At 62.5% G+C, this 20280-nt stretch carries 17 protein-coding genes; all 17 read left to right on the top strand.

Going from position 1 to position 20280, the window contains the following annotated elements; all coding sequences use genetic code 11:
- The first annotated feature begins 5 nt into the window (after positions 1-5).
- The 17 genes from AB4N47_RS11720 to AB4N47_RS11640 all read left to right on the top strand — a co-directional run bounded on the left by AB4N47_RS11720 (position 6) and on the right by AB4N47_RS11640 (position 20248).
- On the top strand, positions 6-743 hold the full coding sequence (locus AB4N47_RS11720; protein WP_341637708.1) for a DUF72 domain-containing protein: 738 nt from the start codon (positions 6-8) through the stop codon (positions 741-743).
- 74 nt (positions 744-817) lie between these two features.
- Positions 818-1705, top strand: coding sequence for a Dyp-type peroxidase (locus AB4N47_RS11715; protein ID WP_071172020.1), 888 nt, complete (start codon positions 818-820; stop codon positions 1703-1705).
- A 9-nt stretch (positions 1706-1714) separates the two neighbouring features.
- The gene (locus tag AB4N47_RS11710; RefSeq protein ID WP_460154544.1) at positions 1715-2680 is read left to right on the top strand and encodes a Gfo/Idh/MocA family protein; all 966 of its coding nucleotides are present in this window, start codon (positions 1715-1717) and stop codon (positions 2678-2680) included.
- A 127-nt stretch (positions 2681-2807) separates the two neighbouring features.
- Entirely contained in the window at positions 2808-3560 is a 753-nt protein-coding gene (locus AB4N47_RS11705; RefSeq protein ID WP_341637707.1) for a GntR family transcriptional regulator, read from the top strand.
- Complete coding sequence (locus tag AB4N47_RS11700) at positions 3557-5287, top strand: fumarate reductase/succinate dehydrogenase flavoprotein subunit (RefSeq protein ID WP_341637706.1); 1731 nt, start codon at positions 3557-3559, stop codon at positions 5285-5287. The genes AB4N47_RS11705 and AB4N47_RS11700 overlap by 4 nt, the downstream gene beginning before the upstream one ends.
- A gap of 27 nt (positions 5288-5314) precedes the next feature.
- Positions 5315-5560, top strand: coding sequence for a 4Fe-4S dicluster domain-containing protein (locus AB4N47_RS11695; RefSeq protein ID WP_003225615.1), 246 nt, complete (start codon positions 5315-5317; stop codon positions 5558-5560).
- A gap of 211 nt (positions 5561-5771) precedes the next feature.
- Complete coding sequence (locus AB4N47_RS11690; RefSeq protein ID WP_341637705.1) at positions 5772-7196, top strand: ABC transporter substrate-binding protein; 1425 nt, start codon at positions 5772-5774, stop codon at positions 7194-7196.
- Between the two features lie 123 nt (positions 7197-7319).
- Entirely contained in the window at positions 7320-8114 is a 795-nt protein-coding gene (locus tag AB4N47_RS11685) for an ABC transporter permease (RefSeq protein ID WP_341637704.1), read from the top strand.
- A complete protein-coding gene (locus AB4N47_RS11680) occupies positions 8114-8962 on the top strand; it encodes an ABC transporter ATP-binding protein (RefSeq protein ID WP_341637703.1) in 849 nt (282 codons plus the stop codon). The genes AB4N47_RS11685 and AB4N47_RS11680 overlap by 1 nt, the downstream gene beginning before the upstream one ends.
- Positions 8959-9921 (top strand): HEAT repeat domain-containing protein, encoded by a 963-nt coding sequence (locus AB4N47_RS11675; protein ID WP_341637702.1) that lies wholly within the window; start codon positions 8959-8961, stop codon positions 9919-9921. The genes AB4N47_RS11680 and AB4N47_RS11675 overlap by 4 nt, the downstream gene beginning before the upstream one ends.
- Complete coding sequence (locus tag AB4N47_RS11670) at positions 9918-10196, top strand: DUF971 domain-containing protein (protein ID WP_341637701.1); 279 nt, start codon at positions 9918-9920, stop codon at positions 10194-10196. The genes AB4N47_RS11675 and AB4N47_RS11670 overlap by 4 nt, the downstream gene beginning before the upstream one ends.
- Before the next feature lie 199 nt (positions 10197-10395).
- A complete protein-coding gene (gene lexA, locus AB4N47_RS11665) occupies positions 10396-11013 on the top strand; it encodes a transcriptional repressor LexA (RefSeq protein WP_341637700.1) in 618 nt (205 codons plus the stop codon).
- Positions 11013-11630, top strand: coding sequence for a translesion DNA synthesis-associated protein ImuA (gene imuA / locus AB4N47_RS11660; RefSeq protein ID WP_024012713.1), 618 nt, complete (start codon positions 11013-11015; stop codon positions 11628-11630). The genes lexA and imuA overlap by 1 nt, the downstream gene beginning before the upstream one ends.
- A gap of 5 nt (positions 11631-11635) precedes the next feature.
- Positions 11636-13051 carry a Y-family DNA polymerase gene (locus AB4N47_RS11655; RefSeq protein ID WP_341637699.1) on the top strand — a complete coding sequence of 472 codons (1416 nt, stop codon included), beginning with the start codon at positions 11636-11638 and terminating at the stop codon, positions 13049-13051.
- Positions 13048-16125, top strand: a complete 3078-nt coding sequence (locus AB4N47_RS11650) for an error-prone DNA polymerase (RefSeq protein WP_341637698.1) — start codon at positions 13048-13050, stop codon at positions 16123-16125. Before AB4N47_RS11655 ends, AB4N47_RS11650 begins: the two co-directional genes overlap by 4 nt.
- A 1186-nt stretch (positions 16126-17311) precedes the next feature.
- Complete coding sequence (locus AB4N47_RS11645) at positions 17312-18001, top strand: GntR family transcriptional regulator (protein WP_122707997.1); 690 nt, start codon at positions 17312-17314, stop codon at positions 17999-18001.
- 135 nt (positions 18002-18136) lie between these two features.
- On the top strand, positions 18137-20248 hold the full coding sequence (locus tag AB4N47_RS11640) for an ATP-binding protein (protein WP_341637697.1): 2112 nt from the start codon (positions 18137-18139) through the stop codon (positions 20246-20248).
- Positions 20249-20280 lie beyond the last annotated feature (32 nt).

Genomic DNA, 20280 nt, shown 5'->3' with positions numbered 1-20280 from the left:
GGCGCTTGAACGAGCCAGCGATATTCATCGGCTGCGCCGGCTGGAGTCTCGGGCGCGAGCATTGGCCGGTATTCCCCGCCGAAGGCACGCACCTGCAACGCTACGCCGCGCGCTTCAACTGTGTGGAAATCAATAGCTCGTTCTATCGCCCGCATCGGCGTCAGACCTACGAACGCTGGGCCGACTCGGTAGCGCCGGACTTTCGCTTCGCAGTGAAAGTGCCGAAGCTCATCACCCATGAACAGCGGCTGGCGGACAGCGCGGCCGCGCTCGATGAGTTTCTCGGCCAGTGCCAGGGCTTGGGTGATCGACTCGGCTGCCTGCTGGTGCAACTGCCACCGAAACTTGCCTTCGATGCGCCGGTGCCCGAGGCGTTTTTTCATGCCCTGCGCGAGCGGTTCACGGGCAGTGTAGTGCTGGAGCCGCGACACGAATCGTGGACTGAGGCTGAGGCAATGCTGATGGAGCTGCAGATTGCCCAGGCGGTGGTCGATCCCTCGCGGATCAGCAGCGACACCGCGCCGGGTGGCTGGCAAGGCCTGCAGTATTGGCGCCTGCACGGCTCGCCACGGATTTATCACAGCGCTTATGAAGCGGCCTATCTGCAACAGCTTGCTCAGAACCTGCGGCGCGCGAAGGCTGACGGCAGAGACATCTGGTGCATCTTCGACAACACCGCCAGCGGCGCCGCCACGGCCAATGCGCTGGCTTTGAAGGCATTGATCGAAGGCGGTGAACGCTGAACGACGACGCTCTCGCCACCCACACAAACGATCCGGCTACAGGTAAACTCCGCGCACTTTTTCAAGGAGTTCACATGAGTTACTACCAGCCGGGCATTCTCGCTACCCCTGTTCCTGCGCAAGCACGTCATCTGTTTTTCGCCCTGGCGTCGGTTGAAGCCTTGCCGCAAGCGATCGACAGCCTGCTGATGCTGGTGGATGGCAAGTCGGCGGTGGTTGGCTTTGGTGAGTCGTTGACCAAGGCGCTGAATGTCGAAATCGCTGGCCTGCGCAGCTTCCCGGCGCTGACCGGCGTTGGCGTGAATAACCCGTCGACTCAGCATGCCCTGTGGATCTGGTTGCACGGTGTCGACCGGGGTGAGCTGCTCAACCGCTGCAACGCTATCGAAGCCGCGCTGGCCCCGGCCTTGCGTCTGGTCGAGATGCAGGAAGCCTTCCGTCATATGGACGGCCACGACCTTACCGGGTACGAGGACGGCACGGAAAACCCCCACGATGACGCCGCTGTCGCCGCCGCGCTGCTGAGCAGTGGCGCGGACGGGCTGGTCGGTGGCAGCTTCGCCGCGATCCAGCAGTGGCAGCACGACCTCAAGGGTTTTCATCGCCTGTCTGCAGGGGCCAAGGACGACATCATGGGACGGCGCTTGAGCGATAACGAAGAAATCGACGACGCGCCGATCTCCGCCCACGTCAAACGCACCGCGCAAGAGAGCTTCGCGCCGGAAGCGTTCGTCGTGCGCCGCTCGATGCCGTGGATTGAAGGCGATCGCGCCGGTTTGATGTTCCTCGCTTTCGGTTTTTCGCTGGATGCTTTCGAAGCACAGCTGCGGCGCATGAGCGGCCTGGAGGACGGTATTGCCGATGGCTTGTACCAGATCAGCCGGCCAATCACCGGCGGCTACTACTGGTGCCCGCCGCTCAAGGACGGACGCCTTGATCTGCGCGCGCTGCGCATCGGCTGAGGACTGCATATGAACGTGGTGCGCTGGGGCATGATCGGTTGCGGCAGTGTCGCTGAACGCAAGAGCGGACCGGCCTTTTACAAGGCGCCCGGTTCGGCACTGGTCGCAGTGATGGGCCGACGCCTCGAAGCGGTGACCGACTACGCCGCGCGCCACGGCATCAGCCGCGTCTATACCGATGTCGATGCGCTGATCAACGATCCCGAAGTGGACGCGGTGTACATCGCCACACCGCCCGACAGCCACCACGCCTACAGCCTGAAAGTCGCCGCCGCCGGCAAGCATTGCTGCGTGGAAAAGCCCATGGCACTCAACGCCGGGCAAAGCCGCGAGATGCAGCAAGCGTTTGCCGCTGCCGGTCTGCACTTGTTCGTCTCCTATTACCGCCGCTCGCTGCCGCGCTTCGCTCAGGTGCGGCAATGGCTGGAGGAGGGTCGCATCGGCGATGTCCGCCATCTGAGCTGGACGCTGACCAAAGCGCCGTCGCCGGCTGATCTTGAGGGTCGCGATAATTGGCGCACCGACCCGGCGGTGGCGGGCGGCGGCTACTTTGCCGACCTGGCCAGCCATGGCCTGGACCTGTTTCAGTATCTGCTTGGCGACATCGTTGAAGTCGCCGGTTTCACCGCGCGTCAGGCGGGTCTGTATGCGGCGGAAGATGCGGTCAGCGCCACCTGGCGGTTCGCTTCCGGAGCGCTGGGCATGGGCTGCTGGAACTTTGTTGCGGACCGGCGTGAAGATCGGGTCGAGATTATCGGCAGCACAGGGCGCATCGGGTTTTCGGTGTTTGACGAGCATCCGGTGCAGCTGGATGCCGATGAGCAGATCAGCCTGGAGATCGCTCATCACGAGCATATTCAGTGGCATCACGTGCTGGGGATGAATGCGCATATTCGGGGTGATTCACAGCATCCCGCCGTGGCCGAGCAGGCCGTCAAGACCGACTGGGTAATGGACGAGATCCTCAAACGCTGAATAGCTCATGATCCCACAGGTCTCCCGGCGCAACACGCATCTAAGGTTATGCCCAAACGATATTTCTCAACCTCGTCATAACGTCTCTAAGATCACGTCATAACTCGTTATAACAAGTGATCCCACGATGCCCGACAACGTTCTCTCCCTCAGTAGCGTTCCGCTGCACACCCAACTGCGCGACGTGCTCCGTGCGCGGATTCTCGACGGTGAATACCCGCAAGACAGTCAGATGCCTTCCGAAAGCGAACTGGGTGCGCTGTTCAAAGTCAGCCGCATCACCGTGCGCCAAGCCTTGGGCGATCTACAAAAGGAAGGTCTGATCTTCAAGATCCATGGCAAGGGCACCTTCGTCGCCAAGCCGAAAACCTTTCAGAACGTCAGTAGCCTGCAAGGCCTCGCCGAGTCGATGACCGGGCGCGGCTACGAGGTGATCAACCGCCTGCGCAGTTTCAAATTCATTCCGGCCGACAAGCGCGTGGCCGAGCGTCTGCAGGTGGCCGAAGGTGAAATCGTCGCGCAGATCAAACGCGTGCGCCTGATCAACCGCGAGCCGATCTCGCTGGAAATCACCTACCTGCCCAAAGCGGTCGGCGAACGGCTGGAGAAGGCCGACCTGGTCACTCGTGACATCTTTCTCATTCTGGAAAACGACTGCGGCATCGCCCTCGGCCACGCCGATCTGGCCATCGACGCGGTGCTGGCCGACAGCGACCTGACCCAGGCACTCAGCGTCGAAGCGGGCTCGCCGATCATGCGCATCGAGCGCCTGACCCATGACGCCCAAGGCCAGCCGCTGGACTTCGAACACCTTTATTACCGTGGCGATGCGTTCCAGTACCGCCTGCGGATCGACCGGCAAAAAGGGGAGCAGGCATGACCCGCAACGTTCTAGAACAGGAATACGACATCGTCGTGATTGGCGGCGGTACGGCCGGGCCGATGGCAGCGATCAAGGCCAAGGAGAAGAACCGCGATTTGCGCGTGTTGCTGGTCGACAAGGCCAACGTCAAACGCAGCGGCGCGATCAGCATGGGCATGGACGGCCTGAACAACGCGATCATCCCCGGCCACTCGACGCCAGAGCAGTACACCAAGGAAATCACCATCGCCAACGACGGCATCGTCAATCAGGCGGCGGTCTACGCCTATGCGACGCACAGTTTTGAAACCATCGAACAACTCGACCGCTGGGGCGTGAAGTTCGAGAAGGACGAAACCGGTGACTACGCGGTGAAAAAGGTCCACCACATGGGCGCCTATGTGCTGCCGATGCCAGAAGGGCACGACATCAAGAAAGTCCTGTATCGGCAGTTGAAACGTGCGCGGGTGAGCATCACCAATCGCCTGGTCTGCACGCGTTTGCTGACCGACGAGGAGGGCGCGGTCAACGGCGTGATGGGCTTCGATTGTCGCACCGCCGACTTCCATGTGATCAAGGCCAAAGCGGTGATTCTCGCCTGCGGCGCGGCCGGGCGCCTCGGTCTGCCGTCGTCGGGCTACCTGATGGGCACCTACGAAAACCCGACCAATGCGGGCGACGGCTACGCGATGGCCTATCACGCAGGCGCCGAACTGGCCAACCTTGAGTGCTTTCAGATCAACCCGCTGATCAAGGATTACAACGGCCCGGCTTGCGCGTACGTCACCGGCCCGCTGGGTGGCTACACCGCCAACAACAAGGGCGAACGCTTCATCGAGTGCGACTACTGGAGCGGGCAGATGATGTGGGAATTTCACCAGGAACTGGAAAGCGGCAACGGCCCGGTGTTCCTCAAACTCGATCACCTGGCCGAGGAAACCATCCAGAACATCGAGGAAATCCTGCACAGCAACGAGCGCCCGAGCCGTGGCCAGTTCCACGCCAATCGCGGCACTGACTACCGCACGCAGATGGTTGAAATGCACATTTCGGAAATCGGTTTTTGCAGCGGCCACTCGGCGTCAGGCGTGTGGGTCAACGAGCGTGCCGAGACTTCGGTCAAGGGCTTGTACTCGGCCGGCGACATGGCTGCGGTGCCGCACAATTACATGCTTGGCGCGTTCACTTACGGCTGGTTCGCCGGGCACAACGCCGCGGACTTTGTTGCCGGCCGCGAGTTTTCCGCACTGGACAGCGAGCAGATCGCCAAGGAGAAAGCCCGGGTCTACGCGCCGCTCGATCGCCAGGACGGTCTGCCGCCGGCGCAGGTCGAATACAAGCTGCGGCGCTTCGTCAACGACTACCTGCAACCGCCGAAAGTGACCAAAAAAATGCAGATCGGCCTGCAACGCTTCAGCGACATCGAGCGCGATCTCGAGCAGATGAAAGCCAACAACGCTCACGAACTGATGCGAGCGATGGAAACCAGCGTGATCCGCGACTGTGCCGAAATGGCCGCCCGCGCTTCGTTGTTCCGCGCTGAAAGCCGCTGGGGCCTGTACCACTATCGCGTCGATCATCCGCAACGCAACGACGTCGATTGGTTCTGCCACTGCCATCTGAAGAAGGGCGAGGACGGCAAGATGAGCAGTTTCAAGAAGGCCGTCGAGCCCTACATCATCCCGCTCGACGCCGAGGAAATGCAGGCTTACGACCGCCTGCGGGTCGGCGCCTTCGCCGCTTGAGACATCATTTTTCAGAGAGTCCGAACCATGGCTTACCAAGCTCAGGAAATCTTCTTCCGCTCCAACGCGCCGGTCACGGTCGACGAGGACAAATGCATCGCCGAAAAGGGCTGCACCGTGTGTGTCGACGTCTGCCCGATGGACCTGCTGGCGATCAATCCGGCCACGCAAAAGGCCTACATGGCTTTCGATGAATGCTGGTACTGCATGCCGTGCGAGAAGGATTGCCCGACGGGGGCGGTGAAGGTCGACATCCCCTATTTGTTGCGTTGACCCCAAATCCATTGTGGGAGCGAGCCTGCTCGCGAAAGCAATCGTTCATTCAACAATGATGGTGACTGACCCGCCGCCTTCGCGAGCAGGCTCGCTCCCACGTTGCAATTGTGATTATCCAATAGCCATCCGGTGAACCCCGGACGCTGAATGCAAAACACCCCTCGTTTCCCACCGCGCCCCGATCGCGGCGGAGACGAACTTCAAACCAATGATTCGAGGGGAAACACTCATGTTGCGTGCAGCACTCGCTGGGCTGGTCCTGGCTTCATTCACCTTGTCGGCCTCGGCCGAAACCATCCGCATCGCCATCGGCACTCAGGACACCACCATCAACTGCGCCGCCGGTGGCCTGTTGATCCGTGAACTCGGTCTGCTGGAAAAATACCTGCCCCACGATGGCGCCTACAAAGACGCCAAGTACGACGTGCAGTGGAAGAATTTCACCAGTGGCGCGCCGCTGACCAATGAGATGGTCGCCGGCAAGCTCGATTTCGGTGCCATGGCCGATTTCCCCGGTGCGTTCAACGGTGTGGCGTTCGAAACGGCGGGCAAGCACAGCCTGTTCATCAGCGTGCTGTCGGGCAGCATCAAGGGCAGCGGCAACGGCATTGTCGTGCCGAGCGCTTCGTCGGTGCAGAGCCTCAGCGAACTCAAGGGCAAGACCATTTCGGTGCCGTTCGCCTCGACGGCTCACGGCATGTTGCTGCGCGCCGTGGCAGAGCAGGGCTGGGACCCGCTCAAGGATGTCAACATCATCGCCCAGCCACCGGAAGTCGCCGGCTCGGCATTGCAGGCCGGCAAGATCGACGCCCACGCCGATTTCGTGCCCTTCGCCGAGCTGTTCCCGAGCCGTGGTTTCGCCCGCAAGATCTACGACGGCGCTCAGGCCAACGCGCCGACTTTCCATGGCGCACTGGTGGATCAGGCCTACGCCAAAAAGTATCCGGAAATCGTCGTCGCCTACCTGCGCGCCAGCATCGAAGCCAACCAACTGCTCGCCACCGAACCGGAGAAGTACAGCGAACTGATCGCCAAAGTCACCGGCGTCGATGCCGAGGTCAACTACCTGTTCCATGGCCCGCTCGGCGTACAGACCCGTGACCTGAGCTGGAAGCCTGAATATCGCCAGGCCGTCGGTACCGCCATCGATACCCTGAAGCTGCTGAAAAAAGCCGATCGCGGGCTCGACCTGAACAGCTTCATCGACGACCAGTACATCCGCGCCGCGTTCAAGGCTTCGAACCTCGATTACACCGCGCAACTGGCCAACTACGCGCAGACGCCATTGCCGGGTGTGGATGCGGCGACGGGCAAAGCCATCACCGACGTCAGCCATGTCGCGGAAATCTGGGTGCGTGGCGAGGAAAAAGTCCGCCGTTATGGCTCGGCTGAAGCGGCGTTCACCGCGCTGGCAGGGTTGAAGCAGGAGGGCAAGAACATTCGTGCGGTTTATGCGCAGGCCAGTGACAGCGGGATCAAGTTGCTCGCTGAACAGGCGTGGTTTGCCAGCGACGCCAAGGGCCGCCTCAGCGCATTTCTGCTCAAGGGCCAGGCCCAGCAATACGCTGCGGGGCAGGGTGGCAAGGTGTTCGACTTCAGCGATGCCACTGCGCAGGTTGTTGCTGCGCGCTAACCCTGAACACCTCAATCATAAATGTGGGAGCGAGCCTGCTCGCGAAGGCGTCAGGCCAGTGACTGATACAGGTCTGGCCCACCGCTTTCGCGAGCAGGCTCGCTCCCACAAGGGACTCGGTTTATGGAAATTAATGTGTATCGATCCTGTTTGCGCTGGATTCCGAGGACCAGCTCCCTGCTGCTCTGCCTGCTCTTCTGGCAACTCGCCGCCAGTCATCACTGGAACCTCGGCCTGGTGACCTTCGCCAACGTGCCGACGCCACTGGCGGTAATCGAAGCCGCGCTGGGCCTGGGCGACTCGGGCAAACTCTGGCAGCACTTGAGCAGCAGCCTCGGCCGCGTCTTCGCCGGTTATCTTGCGGCACTGCTGATCGGCATAGCTCTGGGCCTGGCCATCGGCCGGTCGAAATGGGCCGAAGACATCCTGCTGCCGCCACTGGAAGTGCTGCGTCCGATCCCCGCCGTCGCGTGGATTCCGCTGGCGATCCTGATGTTTCCGTCCTCGGAATTGTCGATGGTTTTCATCACCTTCACTGGCGCGTTGTTCCCGATCCTGCTCAACACCGTGCACGGCGTCGAAGGCGTCGATCCGCGCCTGATCGCCTCGGCGAAAAGCCTTGGGGCCGGGCGCCGGGCGATCCTGCTGGAAGTGATTCTGCCGGGCGCTGCGCCGAGCATCATCACTGGCCTGGCGATCGGCATGGGCACTTCGTGGTTCTGTCTGGTGACGGCGGAAATGATCTCCGGCCAGTTCGGCATCGGTTACTACACCTGGGAGTCCTACACCATTCAGAACTACGCCGACATCGTCGTCGGCATGCTCCTGATCGGGGTGTTGGGCATGGGCAGCAGTTGGCTGATCAAACGCCTGGGCGGCTTGTTCACGCCCTGGCATCGACCGCGAGGCAAAGCCTGATGAGCGTGATGCAAACTCCGGAAGGGCGGATCGACATCCGCCAGTTGTCCATCGTCCTCGGCCAGGGCGGCGAAGCCTTCGAAGCGGTGCAGGGTCTCGATTGCCAGATCGAACCCGGCCAGTTCGTGTGCATCCTCGGCCCGTCCGGTTGCGGCAAGTCGACCTTGCTCGGCGCTCTGGCCGGACACTTGATTGCCAGTACCGGCAGCCTGAAAGTCGACGGCAGCGAAGTGGCCGGGCCGTCACCGCAGCGCGGCATGGTGTTCCAGCATCACACGCTGTTCCCGTGGCGCACCGTGCGCGACAACGTTGCCTTCGGCCTGAAGATGCGCGGCGTGGGCAAGGCTGAGCGACATCGCGCTGCTGATGACATCCTCAAACTGGTCGGCCTCGAAGGCTTTGCCGAGCGCTGGCCGGATCAGCTCTCCGGGGGCATGCAGCAACGTGTCGAGATCGCCCGGGTGCTGGTCAATCGCCCGCGTCTGTTGCTGATGGACGAGCCGTTCGGCGCGCTGGATGCGCTGACCCGTCTGAACATGCAGGAACTGCTGCTGGACATCTGGACGCGCATCCGCACCACGGTGGTTTTCGTCACCCACGACATTGACGAGGCGCTGTTTCTCGCCGACCGCTTGCTGGTGATGAGCGCGCGACCGGGGCGAATCATCGAAGACTTGCCTCTGGACTTTCCGCGTCCGCGCACCAGCGAGCTGGTGACCAGCCCGGAATTCGCTCGCCTCAAGCGCCACTGCCTCGACCTGCTGCGCCACGACAACGACCGACCGCTGCCGCGCCTCAATCCGCTCGGCCTGCCTCCTGAAAACCCTTTGCCGCGATTTGCCCTATGACCTCTATTTTTGCTGTGACCGACAACGAAGACATCCTCGCCCTGCAACCGCGCCTGACGGCTGAAGACGCTGGCGTGCGGCGCATTGCCCTGATTGATCTGGCTGATCTGGAGGAACCGGATGGTTTGCTCTGGCTGGTTGATCGACTTCGTCAGGATCCCGCCGAGGACGTCCGCGCTGAAGCCGCACGATTGCTCGAAGCGTGGGAGGATGAAGTGGTCGTGCAAGCCTTGTGCGAAGCGCTGACGGATCCGGCGCCCGCCGTGCAATCGGCGGCTGCGCAAAGCCTGAGTCTGCTCAAGACTGCGCAAGCGGGAGGGGTAATTCTGCCGTGGACCGCCCATGCCGATGTCAGTGTGCGCATCGCCGCATTTCGGGCGTTACGCGAATTGCGCTTCGGCGAGGCCGCGCCGGCCGCCGTCGCAGCGCTGGAGGATGCCGATGCCAATGTCCGTCGCGAAGCGGTTGGCGTGCTCGGCTGGCTCAAACAGCTCGACGCGCTGCCAGCCCTGGCGCGCCTGGCAAGCGAAGACCCGGACACCGAAGTGCGCCGCGCCGCGACCGGTGCGCTCGGTCTGGCCAGCGACGCCGAAGTGCTGCCGGCGTTGCGCCAGGCGTTGCGCGACCCTGCCTGGCAAGTGCGCGAAGAAGCTGCGACCACGCTGGGCAAGGTTGGCCACAGCGACGCCGGCCCGGCCTTGGTCGAAGCGCTGAGCGATGACTATTGGCAAGTGCGCCTGCGCGCCACCCGCAGCCTCGGCCGCCTGCGCTTCGTCCCGGCGCTGGATGCGCTGATCGACACCCTCGGCCACCGCATCAGCAATCTGCGCAAGGAAGCCGCGCTGGCCCTCGGTGAATTGAACGATCGCGGCGCCGTGGCCGCGTTGCAGGCAGCGCAGGACGACGGCGACCCGGAAGTGCGCAAAGCCGTGCGCATCGCTCTGAGTCAATTGCAATGAATCCGCTGGCGGTGGGCAACTCGCAGAGTGCGCGCACGTTGCGCCTGAGCTGGCCGGGCGGGCGCGAATCGCTGCTCAGGCATGCCGATCTGCGCCGGCAATGCCCGTGCTCGCAATGCCGCGCGTTTCGCCTGCGCGGCGTGACGCCGCTGGTAGATGATCGCGTGCGCCTGATCGAGGTCAATCCGCAGGGTTATGGTGTGCAACTGGTGTTCAGCGACGGGCATCAACGCGGGATTTACCCGTGGGAGTACCTGGCGCAACTGGATTCCTGACCTTATCCGATGATCGTTCCCACGCTCAGCGTGGGAATGCAGCCCGTGACGCTCCGCGTCACTGGACGCGGAGCGTCCCTTGAGGCATTCCCACGCAGAGCGTGGGAACGATCAGAAAAGCAAGATCAAAAGATCGCAGCCTTCGGCAGCTCCTACGCCGACTGGCGGTTCTTGTCAGTAAATTCCTACAGGAGTACAAATGTACTCCATGACGAACCTCACTCCCCGCCGTACCGCCATTCTGACCTTTATCCGCGATCGCATCGCCGAGCACGGTCAGCCCCCAAGCCTCGCTGAAATCAGCGAGGCTTTTGGTTTTGCCTCGCGCAGCGTGGCGCGCAAGCATGTGCTGGCGCTCACCGAAGCCGGTTTCATTGAGGTCAATCCGCATCAGGCCCGGGGCATTCGCCTGCTCGGTCAGCCACCGCGTCCGGAGCTGCTGGAGATTCCCGTACTCGGTCGCGTGGCTGCCGGCGCACCGATTGGCGCCGATGCCGATATCCATAACCGTTTGCTGCTCGACCCGGCGCTGTTCTCCCGCACCCCTGATTACATGCTGCGGGTGCAGGGTGACTCGATGATCGAAGACGGCATCCTCGACGGCGATCTGGTCGGCGTACGGCGCAACCCCGAGGCGCTCAACGGCCAGATCGTCGTTGCGCGTCTGGACGGTGAAGTCACCATCAAGCGCTTCGAGCGGGTCGGGGATGAAGTGCGCCTGCTACCACGCAACCCGGCGTATCAGCCGATTGTCGTGCGTGATGATCAGGACCTGGCCATCGAAGGCGTGTTCTGTGGTCTGGTGAGGCAAGGCTGATGGGCGCCGTCGTTGCACTGGATACGCTGTTCAATGGCGGCCAGGTCTGGCGCGGCCGGCCTGCGCCACCGGCGGCGAGTCCGCAGCCGACCGGGCATGCGGGACTGGACGCAGCGCTGCCCAGCGGCGGCTGGCCGGAAGCGGCGCTGAGCGAAATCCTCCTCGCCGGCCCCGGTGTCGGCGAGCTGCAGCTGGTCTGGCCAACCCTGGCGCGATTGTCCGCGGCGGGTGAGCGCATCGTGCTGGTGGCGCCGCCGTTCGTGCCGTACCCGCAGGCCTGGGCCAATGCCGGAGTCGATCTGCGCCAGTTGTCGGTGATTCAGGCCAGCGAGCGCGATGCCTTGTGGGCGGCGGAGCAATGCCTGCGCTCGGGCAGTTGCGGCGCGGTGCTGTGCTGGCCGAACAAGGCCGATGACCGAGCCTTGCGGCGTTTGCAGGTAGCGGCGGAAACCGGCCAGACCCTGGCCTTTGCCTGGCGCCCGTTGAGCGAAGCGGTCAACCCGTCACCGGCAGCGTTACGCATAGCCATCGATGCCAAACCGGCGCAGCTACGCGTACTCAAATGCCGTGGCGGCCTGGCGCGTGCTACGCCGATTGCCTTTGCCGTGGGGCACTGATTGTCATGCGCTGGGTATGTATCCTGTTTCCGCAATTGGCCCTCGACGCCGTGCTGCGTCAGCGGCCCGACCCTGAAGAGCCGCTGGTCCTGCTCAGCGGCCCGGCCCAGCGGCGGGTGCTGCAAGCGGTAAATCCGGCGGCACGCAAACTCGGCCTGCGCCCCGGCATGTCGATGACCGCCGCGCAAGCCATGAGCAAAGGCTTTGCCACCGCCGATTATGAGGTGGCCGAGGTTGAGCACTGGCAGCAGTTTCTCGCCGCATGGGCCTATCGTTTCAGCGCGCAAGTCAGCGTGCATTATCCGCGTACCGTGGTGTTCGAGATCGAATCGAGCCTGGGCCTGTTCGGTACCTGGCCGCAATTTGAAGCTCGCCTGCGCCAGGAGTTGAAAGACCTGGGCTTTCGTCATCGCATCGTCGCCGCGCCGAACCCGGTGGCTGCGCGAGTGCTGGCCAATGCCTACGATGGCCTGGTGGTGCCGGACAGCGAGGCCTTGCAGCATCATCTTGGGCAATTGCCGGTCGACCGCGTCGGGCTGGAGCCGAATGTCGCCACGGCGTTGTCGCGCATGGGCCTGCGCAATCTCAGTCAGGTGCAAAGCCTGCCACGCCAGGCACTGGCCCGGCGTTTCGAAGCGCAGATGCTCAAGCACTTGGATACACTGTTCGGCGCACGCCCTCTGGCGCTGGCGTTCTATCTGCCGCCCGACCGTTTCGATATCCGCATCGAACTGAATTTCGACGTGCAATCCCATCAAGCCTTGCTGTTCCCGCTACGGCGCTTGACCGGCGATTTGTCGGCGTTCCTCTGCGGGCGCGACAGCGGTGTGCAGCGCTTCGATTTGCTTCTGGAACACGCCGGGCTGCCGGACACAGTGATCAAGGTCGGCCTGCTCAGTGCCGAACGTGACGCGGCAATGCTGTTTGAACTGGCCCGTGGCCGGCTGGAACAAGTCCAGGTCGAAGCACCGGTGCGTGGTTTTCGCTTGCGCGCCGAAGACCTGCCGAGTTTCGTTCCGCAGTATCAGGAGCTGTTCGACGACCGCCCGCAGCAGACCTTGCCCTGGGAGCAATTGCGCGAACGTCTGCGCGCACGGCTGGGTGATGATGCGGTGCAGGGGCTGCGCTTTCAGGCCGATCATCGCCCTGAGTGCGCGTGGCAGAACGCTGCCGATAAACACCTTTGCACGGGGTTGCCCAGCGTGCAGCGTCCTGGCTGGCTGCTCAACGAACCGCAAAGCGTGCCGGAAGGTTCGGCGCGGATTCTCATGGGGCCGGAGCGCATCGAATCCGGTTGGTGGGACGGTGGCGACGTGCGGCGTGATTACTACCTGATCCAGAACCGCGCCGGTCAGCAGGGCTGGGCCTGGCGGGCGGTGGGTGAGGGCGGTCCGCTGTGGCTGCAAGGCTGGTTCGCATGAGTGCCGATTACGCCGAACTGCATTGCCTGTCGAACTTCAGTTTCCAGCGCGGAGCCTCGAGCGCGCTGGAACTGTTTCAGCGGGCGAAAAAGCACGGCTATCAGGCGCTGGCGATCACCGACGAATGTACCCTGGCCGGAACCGTCCGTGCTTGGCAAGCGGCGAAGTCCGTTGAGTTGCCGTTGATCATCGGCAGCGAGATCCGCATCGACAACGGCCCGAAACTGGTGCTGCTGGTGGAAAACCTTGCCGGTTATCAGGCCTTGTGCGGCTTGATCACCCAGGCTCGGCGGCGTACGCAGAAAGGCCAGTATCAGGTGCTGCGCGAAGACTTCGCCGAAGCGCTGCCGGGTTTGCTGGTGTTGTGGGTGCCGGATTCAGTGGATGACCGGGAAGAAGGGCGCTGGCTGAAACAAACCTTCGGGGACTGCCTGTGGCTCACGGTGCAACTGCATCGCGGGCAGAACGATCAACAGCGGCTCGCGGCATTGTTGGCTCTGGCGGCTGAGTTGCAGATTCCAGCCGTGGCCAGCGGCGATGTGCACATGCACGCCCGGGGGCGCCGTGCCTTGCAGGACACCATGACCGCGATCCGTCATCACGTCCCCGTGGCCGAAGCGGGTCTGCGCCTGCACCCCAATGGCGAGCGGCATTTGCGTTGCCTTGATGTGCTGCGCGAATTGTATCCGCCGGCCTTGCTTGCAGAATCGGTCAACCTGGCCAGCCGCTGCACCTTCGATCTGAGCGAGCTGCGCTATCAGTACCCGAAAGAGCTGGTGCCCGAGGGCCACAGTGCCAGTTCCTGGTTGCGCCATCTGACCGAGGAGGGCATTGCCTGGCGCTGGCCGAAAGGGCCTCAGGCCAAGGTGCTCAAGCAGATCGATGACGAGCTGCAATTGATCGCCGAGCTCGGCTACGAAAGCTATTTCCTCACCGTGCACGACGTGGTGCGCTTTGCCCGCACACAGAAAATCCTCTGTCAGGGGCGTGGTTCGGCAGCCAACTCGGCGGTGTGTTATGCCTTGGGTATTACCGAAATCGACCCGGAGCGCACCACGCTATTGTTCGAACGTTTCATGTCCAAAGAGCGCAACGAGCCGCCGGACATCGATGTCGATTTCGAGCACGAGCGCCGCGAAGAAGTCCTGCAATACGTGTTCAACCGTTACGGCCGGCGACGTGCGGCGCTGACGGCGGTGGTCAGCACCTATCACGCCACCGGTGCCGTGCGCGATGTGGCCAAGGCCCTCGGCCTGCCGCCGGATCAGATCAACGCGCTGGCCGACTGCTGCGGGCGCTGGAGCGATGAGACGCCGCCGCTGGAACGTTTGCGTGAAGGCGGCTTCGACCCGGATAGTCCGGTGCTGCGCCGGGTGCTGAGCCTGACCGGGCAACTGATCGGCTTCCCTCGGCATCTGTCGCAGCATCCCGGCGGTTTTGTGATTTCCGAGCAGCCGTTGGACACCTTGGTGCCGGTCGAAAACGCGGCAATGGCCGACCGCACCATCATTCAGTGGGACAAGGACGACCTCGATGCGGTCGGCCTGCTCAAGGTGGATATCCTGGCGTTGGGCATGCTCAGTGCGATTCGCCGCTGCTTCGATCTGCTGCGCCGGCATCGTGATCTGAACCTGACGCTCGCGACGATCCCCGCCGAAGACAAACCGACCTACGAAATGATCAGCCGCGCCGATACCGTCGGCGTGTTCCAGATCGAGTCGCGGGCGCAGATGTCGATGCTGCCGCGCCTGAAGCCAAAGACTTTCTACGATCTGGTGATTGAAGTGGCGATCGTCCGGCCCGGGCCGATTCAGGGCGGCATGGTTCATCCGTATCTGCGCCGACGTAATAACGAAGAGGCGGAAACCTATCCGTCGCCGGCGCTCGAAGTCGTACTCAAAAGAACCCTGGGCGTGCCGTTGTTCCAGGAACAGGTCATGCAGATCGCCATCGTCGCTGCCGACTATAGCCCCGGCGAGGCCGATCAGTTGCGCCGCTCGATGGCGGCGTGGAAGCGCCATGGCGGACTGGAGCCGCATAAGGAACGCCTCGCCGCCGGCATGAAAAAGAACGGCTACACACCGGAATTCGCTGCGCAGATCTTCGAGCAGATCAAGGGCTTCGGCAGTTACGGCTTCCCCGAATCCCACGCCGCCAGTTTCGCCTTGCTGACCTACGCCAGTTGCTGGCTCAAGTGTCACGAGCCAGCGGCCTTCGCCTGTGCACTGATCAACAGTTGGCCGATGGGCTTTTACAGCCCGGACCAGATTCTGCAGGACGCGCGGCGGCACCAATTGCAGATCCGTCCGGTGGACGTGCGCGCCAGCGACTGGGATTGCAGCCTCGAACCGCTGAGTGCCGGGCAACCGGCGATTCGCATGGGCCTGCGGATGATCAAGGGTTTTCGCGAAGAAGATGCCCGGCGCATCGAAGCCGCGCGCCGCCACGGAGCTTTTGCCGATGTCGCTGACCTGGGTGAGCGCGCCGCCCTCGACAGTCGTGCGCAGGCCTTGCTGGCAGACTCCGGCGCCTTGCGCGGTCTGGCCGGGCATCGCCATCGTGCGCGTTGGGAAGTGGCCGGGGTGCAGAAACAACTCGGCCTGTTCGCCGGCCTGCCCAACGAGGAAGAAGTCAAAATCGTCCTGCCCAAACCCAGCGTTGGCGAAGACTTGCATGCTGATTACGCCACGGTGGGGACGACGCTGGGGCCGCACCCGTTGGCATTGTTGCGTGGCGAGTTGCAGGCCCGGCGCTGCCGCAGCTCGCGGGAATTGATGGATATCGAACATGGCCGGCCGGTCAGCGTGGCCGGTCTGGTCACCGGCCGACAGCGCCCCGGTACGGCCAGCGGCGTGACGTTCGTGACCCTGGAAGACGAGTTCGGCAACGTCAACGTGGTGGTCTGGCGTGACCTGGCCGAGCGTCAGCGCCAAGTGCTGGTGGGGTCGCAATTGCTCAAGGTCGACGGCCGCTGGGAACGCGAAGGCGATGTGCGCCACCTGATCGCCGGGCGCATGAGCGACCTGAGCCCGCTGCTCAATGGCATTCATGTGCAGAGCCGGGATTTCCACTGACCCGTGTGGGAGCGAGCCTGCTCGCGAAAGCGCAGTGTCAGGCAATGACGATGTCGAACGTGCCGCCGCCTTCGCGAGCAGGCTCGCTCCCACAGGGGTTTTGGTTGCGATGAAGATGGTTGATCGGCCCCGGATCAGTGTGGGAGCGAGCTTGCTCGCGAAAGCGCAGTGTCAGGCAATGACGATGTCGAACGTGCCGCCGCTTTCGCGAGCAGCGTGCTCCCACAGGGACTTTGGTTGCGATGAAGATGGTGGATTTACCCCGTATCAGTGTGGCAGCGAGCCTGCTCGCGAAAGCGCAGTGTCAGGCGATGACGATGTTGAATGTACCGCCGCCTTCGCGAGCAGGCTCGCTCCCACAGGGATTTTGGTTGCGATGAAGATGGTTGATCGGCCCCGGATCAGTGTGGGAGCGAGCTTGCTCGCGAAAGCGCAGTGTCACGCGATGATGATGTTGAATGTGCCGCCGCCTTCGCGAGCAGGCTCGCTCCCACAGGGGTTTTGGTTGCGATGAAGATGGTTGATCGGCCCCGGATCAGTGTGGGAGCGAGCCTGCTCGCGAAAGCGCAGTGTCAGGCAATGACGATGTCGAACGTGCCGCCGCCTTCGCGAGCAGCGTGCTCCCACAGGGATTTTGGTTGCGATGAAGATGGTTGATCGGCCCCGGATCAGTGTGGGAGCGAGCCTGCTCGCGAAATCGCAGTCTCAGGCGATGACGATATTGACTGTGCCGACGCCTTCGCGAGCAGGCTCGCTCCCACAGGGACTTTGGTTGCTCTGGAGATGGTCGATCTGCCCCGTATCAATGTGGGAGCGAGCCTGCTCGCGAAATCGCAGTCTCAGGCGATGACGATATTGACTGTGCCGACGCCTTCGCGAGCAGGCTCGCTCCCACAGGGACTTTGGTTGCTCTGGAGATGGTCGATCTGCCCCGTATCAATGTGGGAGCGAGCTTGCTCGCGAAAGCGCAGTGTCAGGCAATGACGATGTCGAACGTGCCGCCGCCTTCGCGAGCAGGCTCGCTCCCACAGGTTTTTGGCTGTTTATTCAAAATCGAGATAAATCAAAAGGCTGCACCTTTGGGCCGAAGGCAGATATTCTGCGCTTCACACTGGTACGGGAACCCGATCAACTCCATGGCGAGCGACTGCCAGGATGAATTGCCCGACGCCAAAGGAGTGTTCGAATGAGCGAAAAGAAGCTGGAAACCACGGTCGATCGCGTCTACCAAGGGGTTTATGCGGCGATCAGCAAGCGTTCGTTGCGCCCGGGCATGAAGCTGGGCGAGGCCTCGCTGGCCGAGCTGTTCAATGTCAGTCGCACCTCGGTGCGGGCTGCGCTCAAGCAGTTGGAAGCCGATGGTCTGGTCACCACCGAGCCCAACAAAGGCGCATCGGTGTCGCTGCCCAGTGACGCAGAGCTGCGTTCGTTGTTCGAAACCCGGCGGCTGATCGAGATCGGCATCGTCACCGAACTGTGCCGGCGTAGAGACAGCGTTGCCATGCAGGATCTGCGTGAGCACTTGTTACTGGAAGACGCCGCCCATGCGGCCGGCGACCATGAACGACTGATCCATCTGCTCGGCGAGTTCCACCTCAAACTGGCGCGCAGCCTGAACAATCCGGTACTGCTCGACTGGTTCCAGAAGCTGATCTCGCGGGCCTCGCTGTATGCCGCCGCGCTCGATGATGACAGTCATCAAGCCTGCCGCGACGATGAACACCTGCGTTTGCTCGAGTACATCGAAGCCGGCGATCAGAGCGCCGCGATCGAACTGACCTGTACGCACCTCAACGGAATCGAGAAGGCGATCCTCGACGTCGCGGCAAAAATGAAAACCGGTTATCACCCACTCAAGCACTTGATTGGCGTCTGAATGGCTCTGCGTCGCAAATCGGCTATACCTGCGATGAAACCAATGCGTTTTCACAGCCTCGAAACACACGGGCGTCGCGTCGTTGTAGCGTTGCGATAGATCGGAAAACCGCAAAAAAGGACACTGAGTCAGGCGATGCAGTTTTTATCCGAAAGCCACGGCTGTGAAGGCTGGAAAGGCGAAATGGCCGAACGCATCCGTGCGTTCGACTGGAGCCACACCGAACTGGGCGCGCTCGCCGAATGGCCGGCCAGCCTGTGCAACACCGTGCAACTGATGCTGGCTTCGCCGTTGCCGATGGTGATGCTGTGGGGCCACGCCGGCTACATGATCTACAACGACGCTTATTCCGAATTTGCCGGTGGCCGCCATCCCTATCTGCTCGGGGCTCCGGTTGAGCTGGGCTGGCCGGAAGTCGCCGAGTTCAACCGCCACGTGGTTGACACCTGCCTGGCCGGTGGCACCTTGTCCTATCGCAACAAAGAGCTGGTTTTGCTGCGCGACGGCGTGCCCGAAGACGTCTGGATGGATTTGTATTACAGCCCGGTGGCCAACGACGAAGGCGTGCCCGGCGGCGTCATGGCGATGGTGGTCGAAACCACCGAACTGGTGCATTCCGAGCGCCTGCGTCAGGCGGCCGAAGATGCCTATCGCGCCGACAACGAGCGTGTGCGTCTGGCGCTGAATGCCGGCGCACTGCTTGGCTCGTTTGTCTGGGACATCAAAAACAATCGCTTTTCCGCCGATGAACGCTTCGCCCGCACCTTTTCCTATCCGCCGGATCAGGACTTGAGCGATCTGCAACAAGAGATCGCCGAATCGCGCATTCATCCCGACGACCACCCATGGGTCCAGGAGCGGGTCGCCCATTGTGTGCGCACTGGCGAGCCCTACAACGCCGAGTACCGCGTACAGCGCGGCGATGGCCAATATCTGTGGGTGCTGGCCAGTGGTGCCTGCGAGTTCGATGAAGACGGAAGGCCGTTTCGCTTCCCCGGCGTGCTGATCGATATTCATGAGCGCAAGAATGCTGAAGAGTCGCTGCTCAAATTCACCCGCAACCTCGAACAGCGCGTGGCCGCCGAGGTGAATGCGCGGCTGGCGGCTGAAGAACAACTTCGCCAGTCGCAGAAACTCGAAGCCATCGGCGGCCTGACCGGTGGCGTTGCCCATGACTTCAACAATCTGCTGCAAGTGATCGCCGGCAACCTGCATCTGCTCGCTCGGCATGAGCCGAACAATGCCAACGTGCAGCGCCGGGTCGGGGCTTCGCTGGCGGCGGTCGAGCGCGGCGCCAAACTGTCTTCGCAATTGCTCGCATTTGCCCGCCGGCAACCGCTGTCACCGGCCGTGTGCAACCCAGAACAGATTTTCGAAGGCGTTGGCGAGTTGCTGCAACGCGCCTTGGGCGAAACCATTCAGATCGACGTGCAGTTGCCGCCGCAGCCGTGGCATATCAACGTCGACCGTAACCAGTTGGAAAACGCGATTCTCAATCTGGCCATCAACGCCCGCGACGCGATGAAGGGCGAGGGCGTCATCGGCCTAAGTGCCGCCAATGTCTGCCTGGACAGCGAATACTGCGCCGGCAAGGGCATCGCGTCCGGTGAGTATGTTCGCGTGGCGGTCACTGACACCGGCGTGGGTATTGCCCCACAAATGCTGGAACAGGTTTTCGAACCGTTCTTCACCACCAAGGCCGACGGCCAGGGCACCGGGCTCGGTTTGAGCATGGTCTTCGGCTTCGTCAAACAGAGTGGCGGCCACGTCGAGATCGACAGCAAGCTCGGCGAAGGCACGCGGGTGCAGTTGTATTTCCCGCGCAGTCTGCGTCCGGTTCGCGAAGAGACCGCCAGTGTCGGCGAACGCAAGAGCGGCGGCCACGAAACCATTCTGGTGGTGGAAGACAATGACGCGGTGCGCGCTTCGGCGGTCGAGTTGCTGCGCGAGGAAGGCTATCGGGTGATGACCGCGTGCAATGGCGACGTGGCCATGCAGATGTTGCTGGAAGGCATCGAGATCGATCTGATCTTCACCGACGTGGTCATGCCCGGCCTTATCAAGAGTTCCGATCTTGCTGCCTGGGCCAAGGTGCAGACACCGCCGGTACCGGTGCTGTTCACTTCCGGGCATACCCGCGACATCATTTCCCGCGACCACCAGCTCAGCCCCGATACGCATCTGCTCGGCAAACCCTACAGCCCGCAAGCTTTACTGCAGATGATTTGCGAGGTGCTCGGCACCTGATGCCGAGCGCTGCCCAGTTTTTCAATCAAGGC

This window comes from Pseudomonas sp. S3_G06 (assembly GCF_054667565.1).
This window is presented reverse-complemented; position numbering and strand designations above follow the sequence as displayed.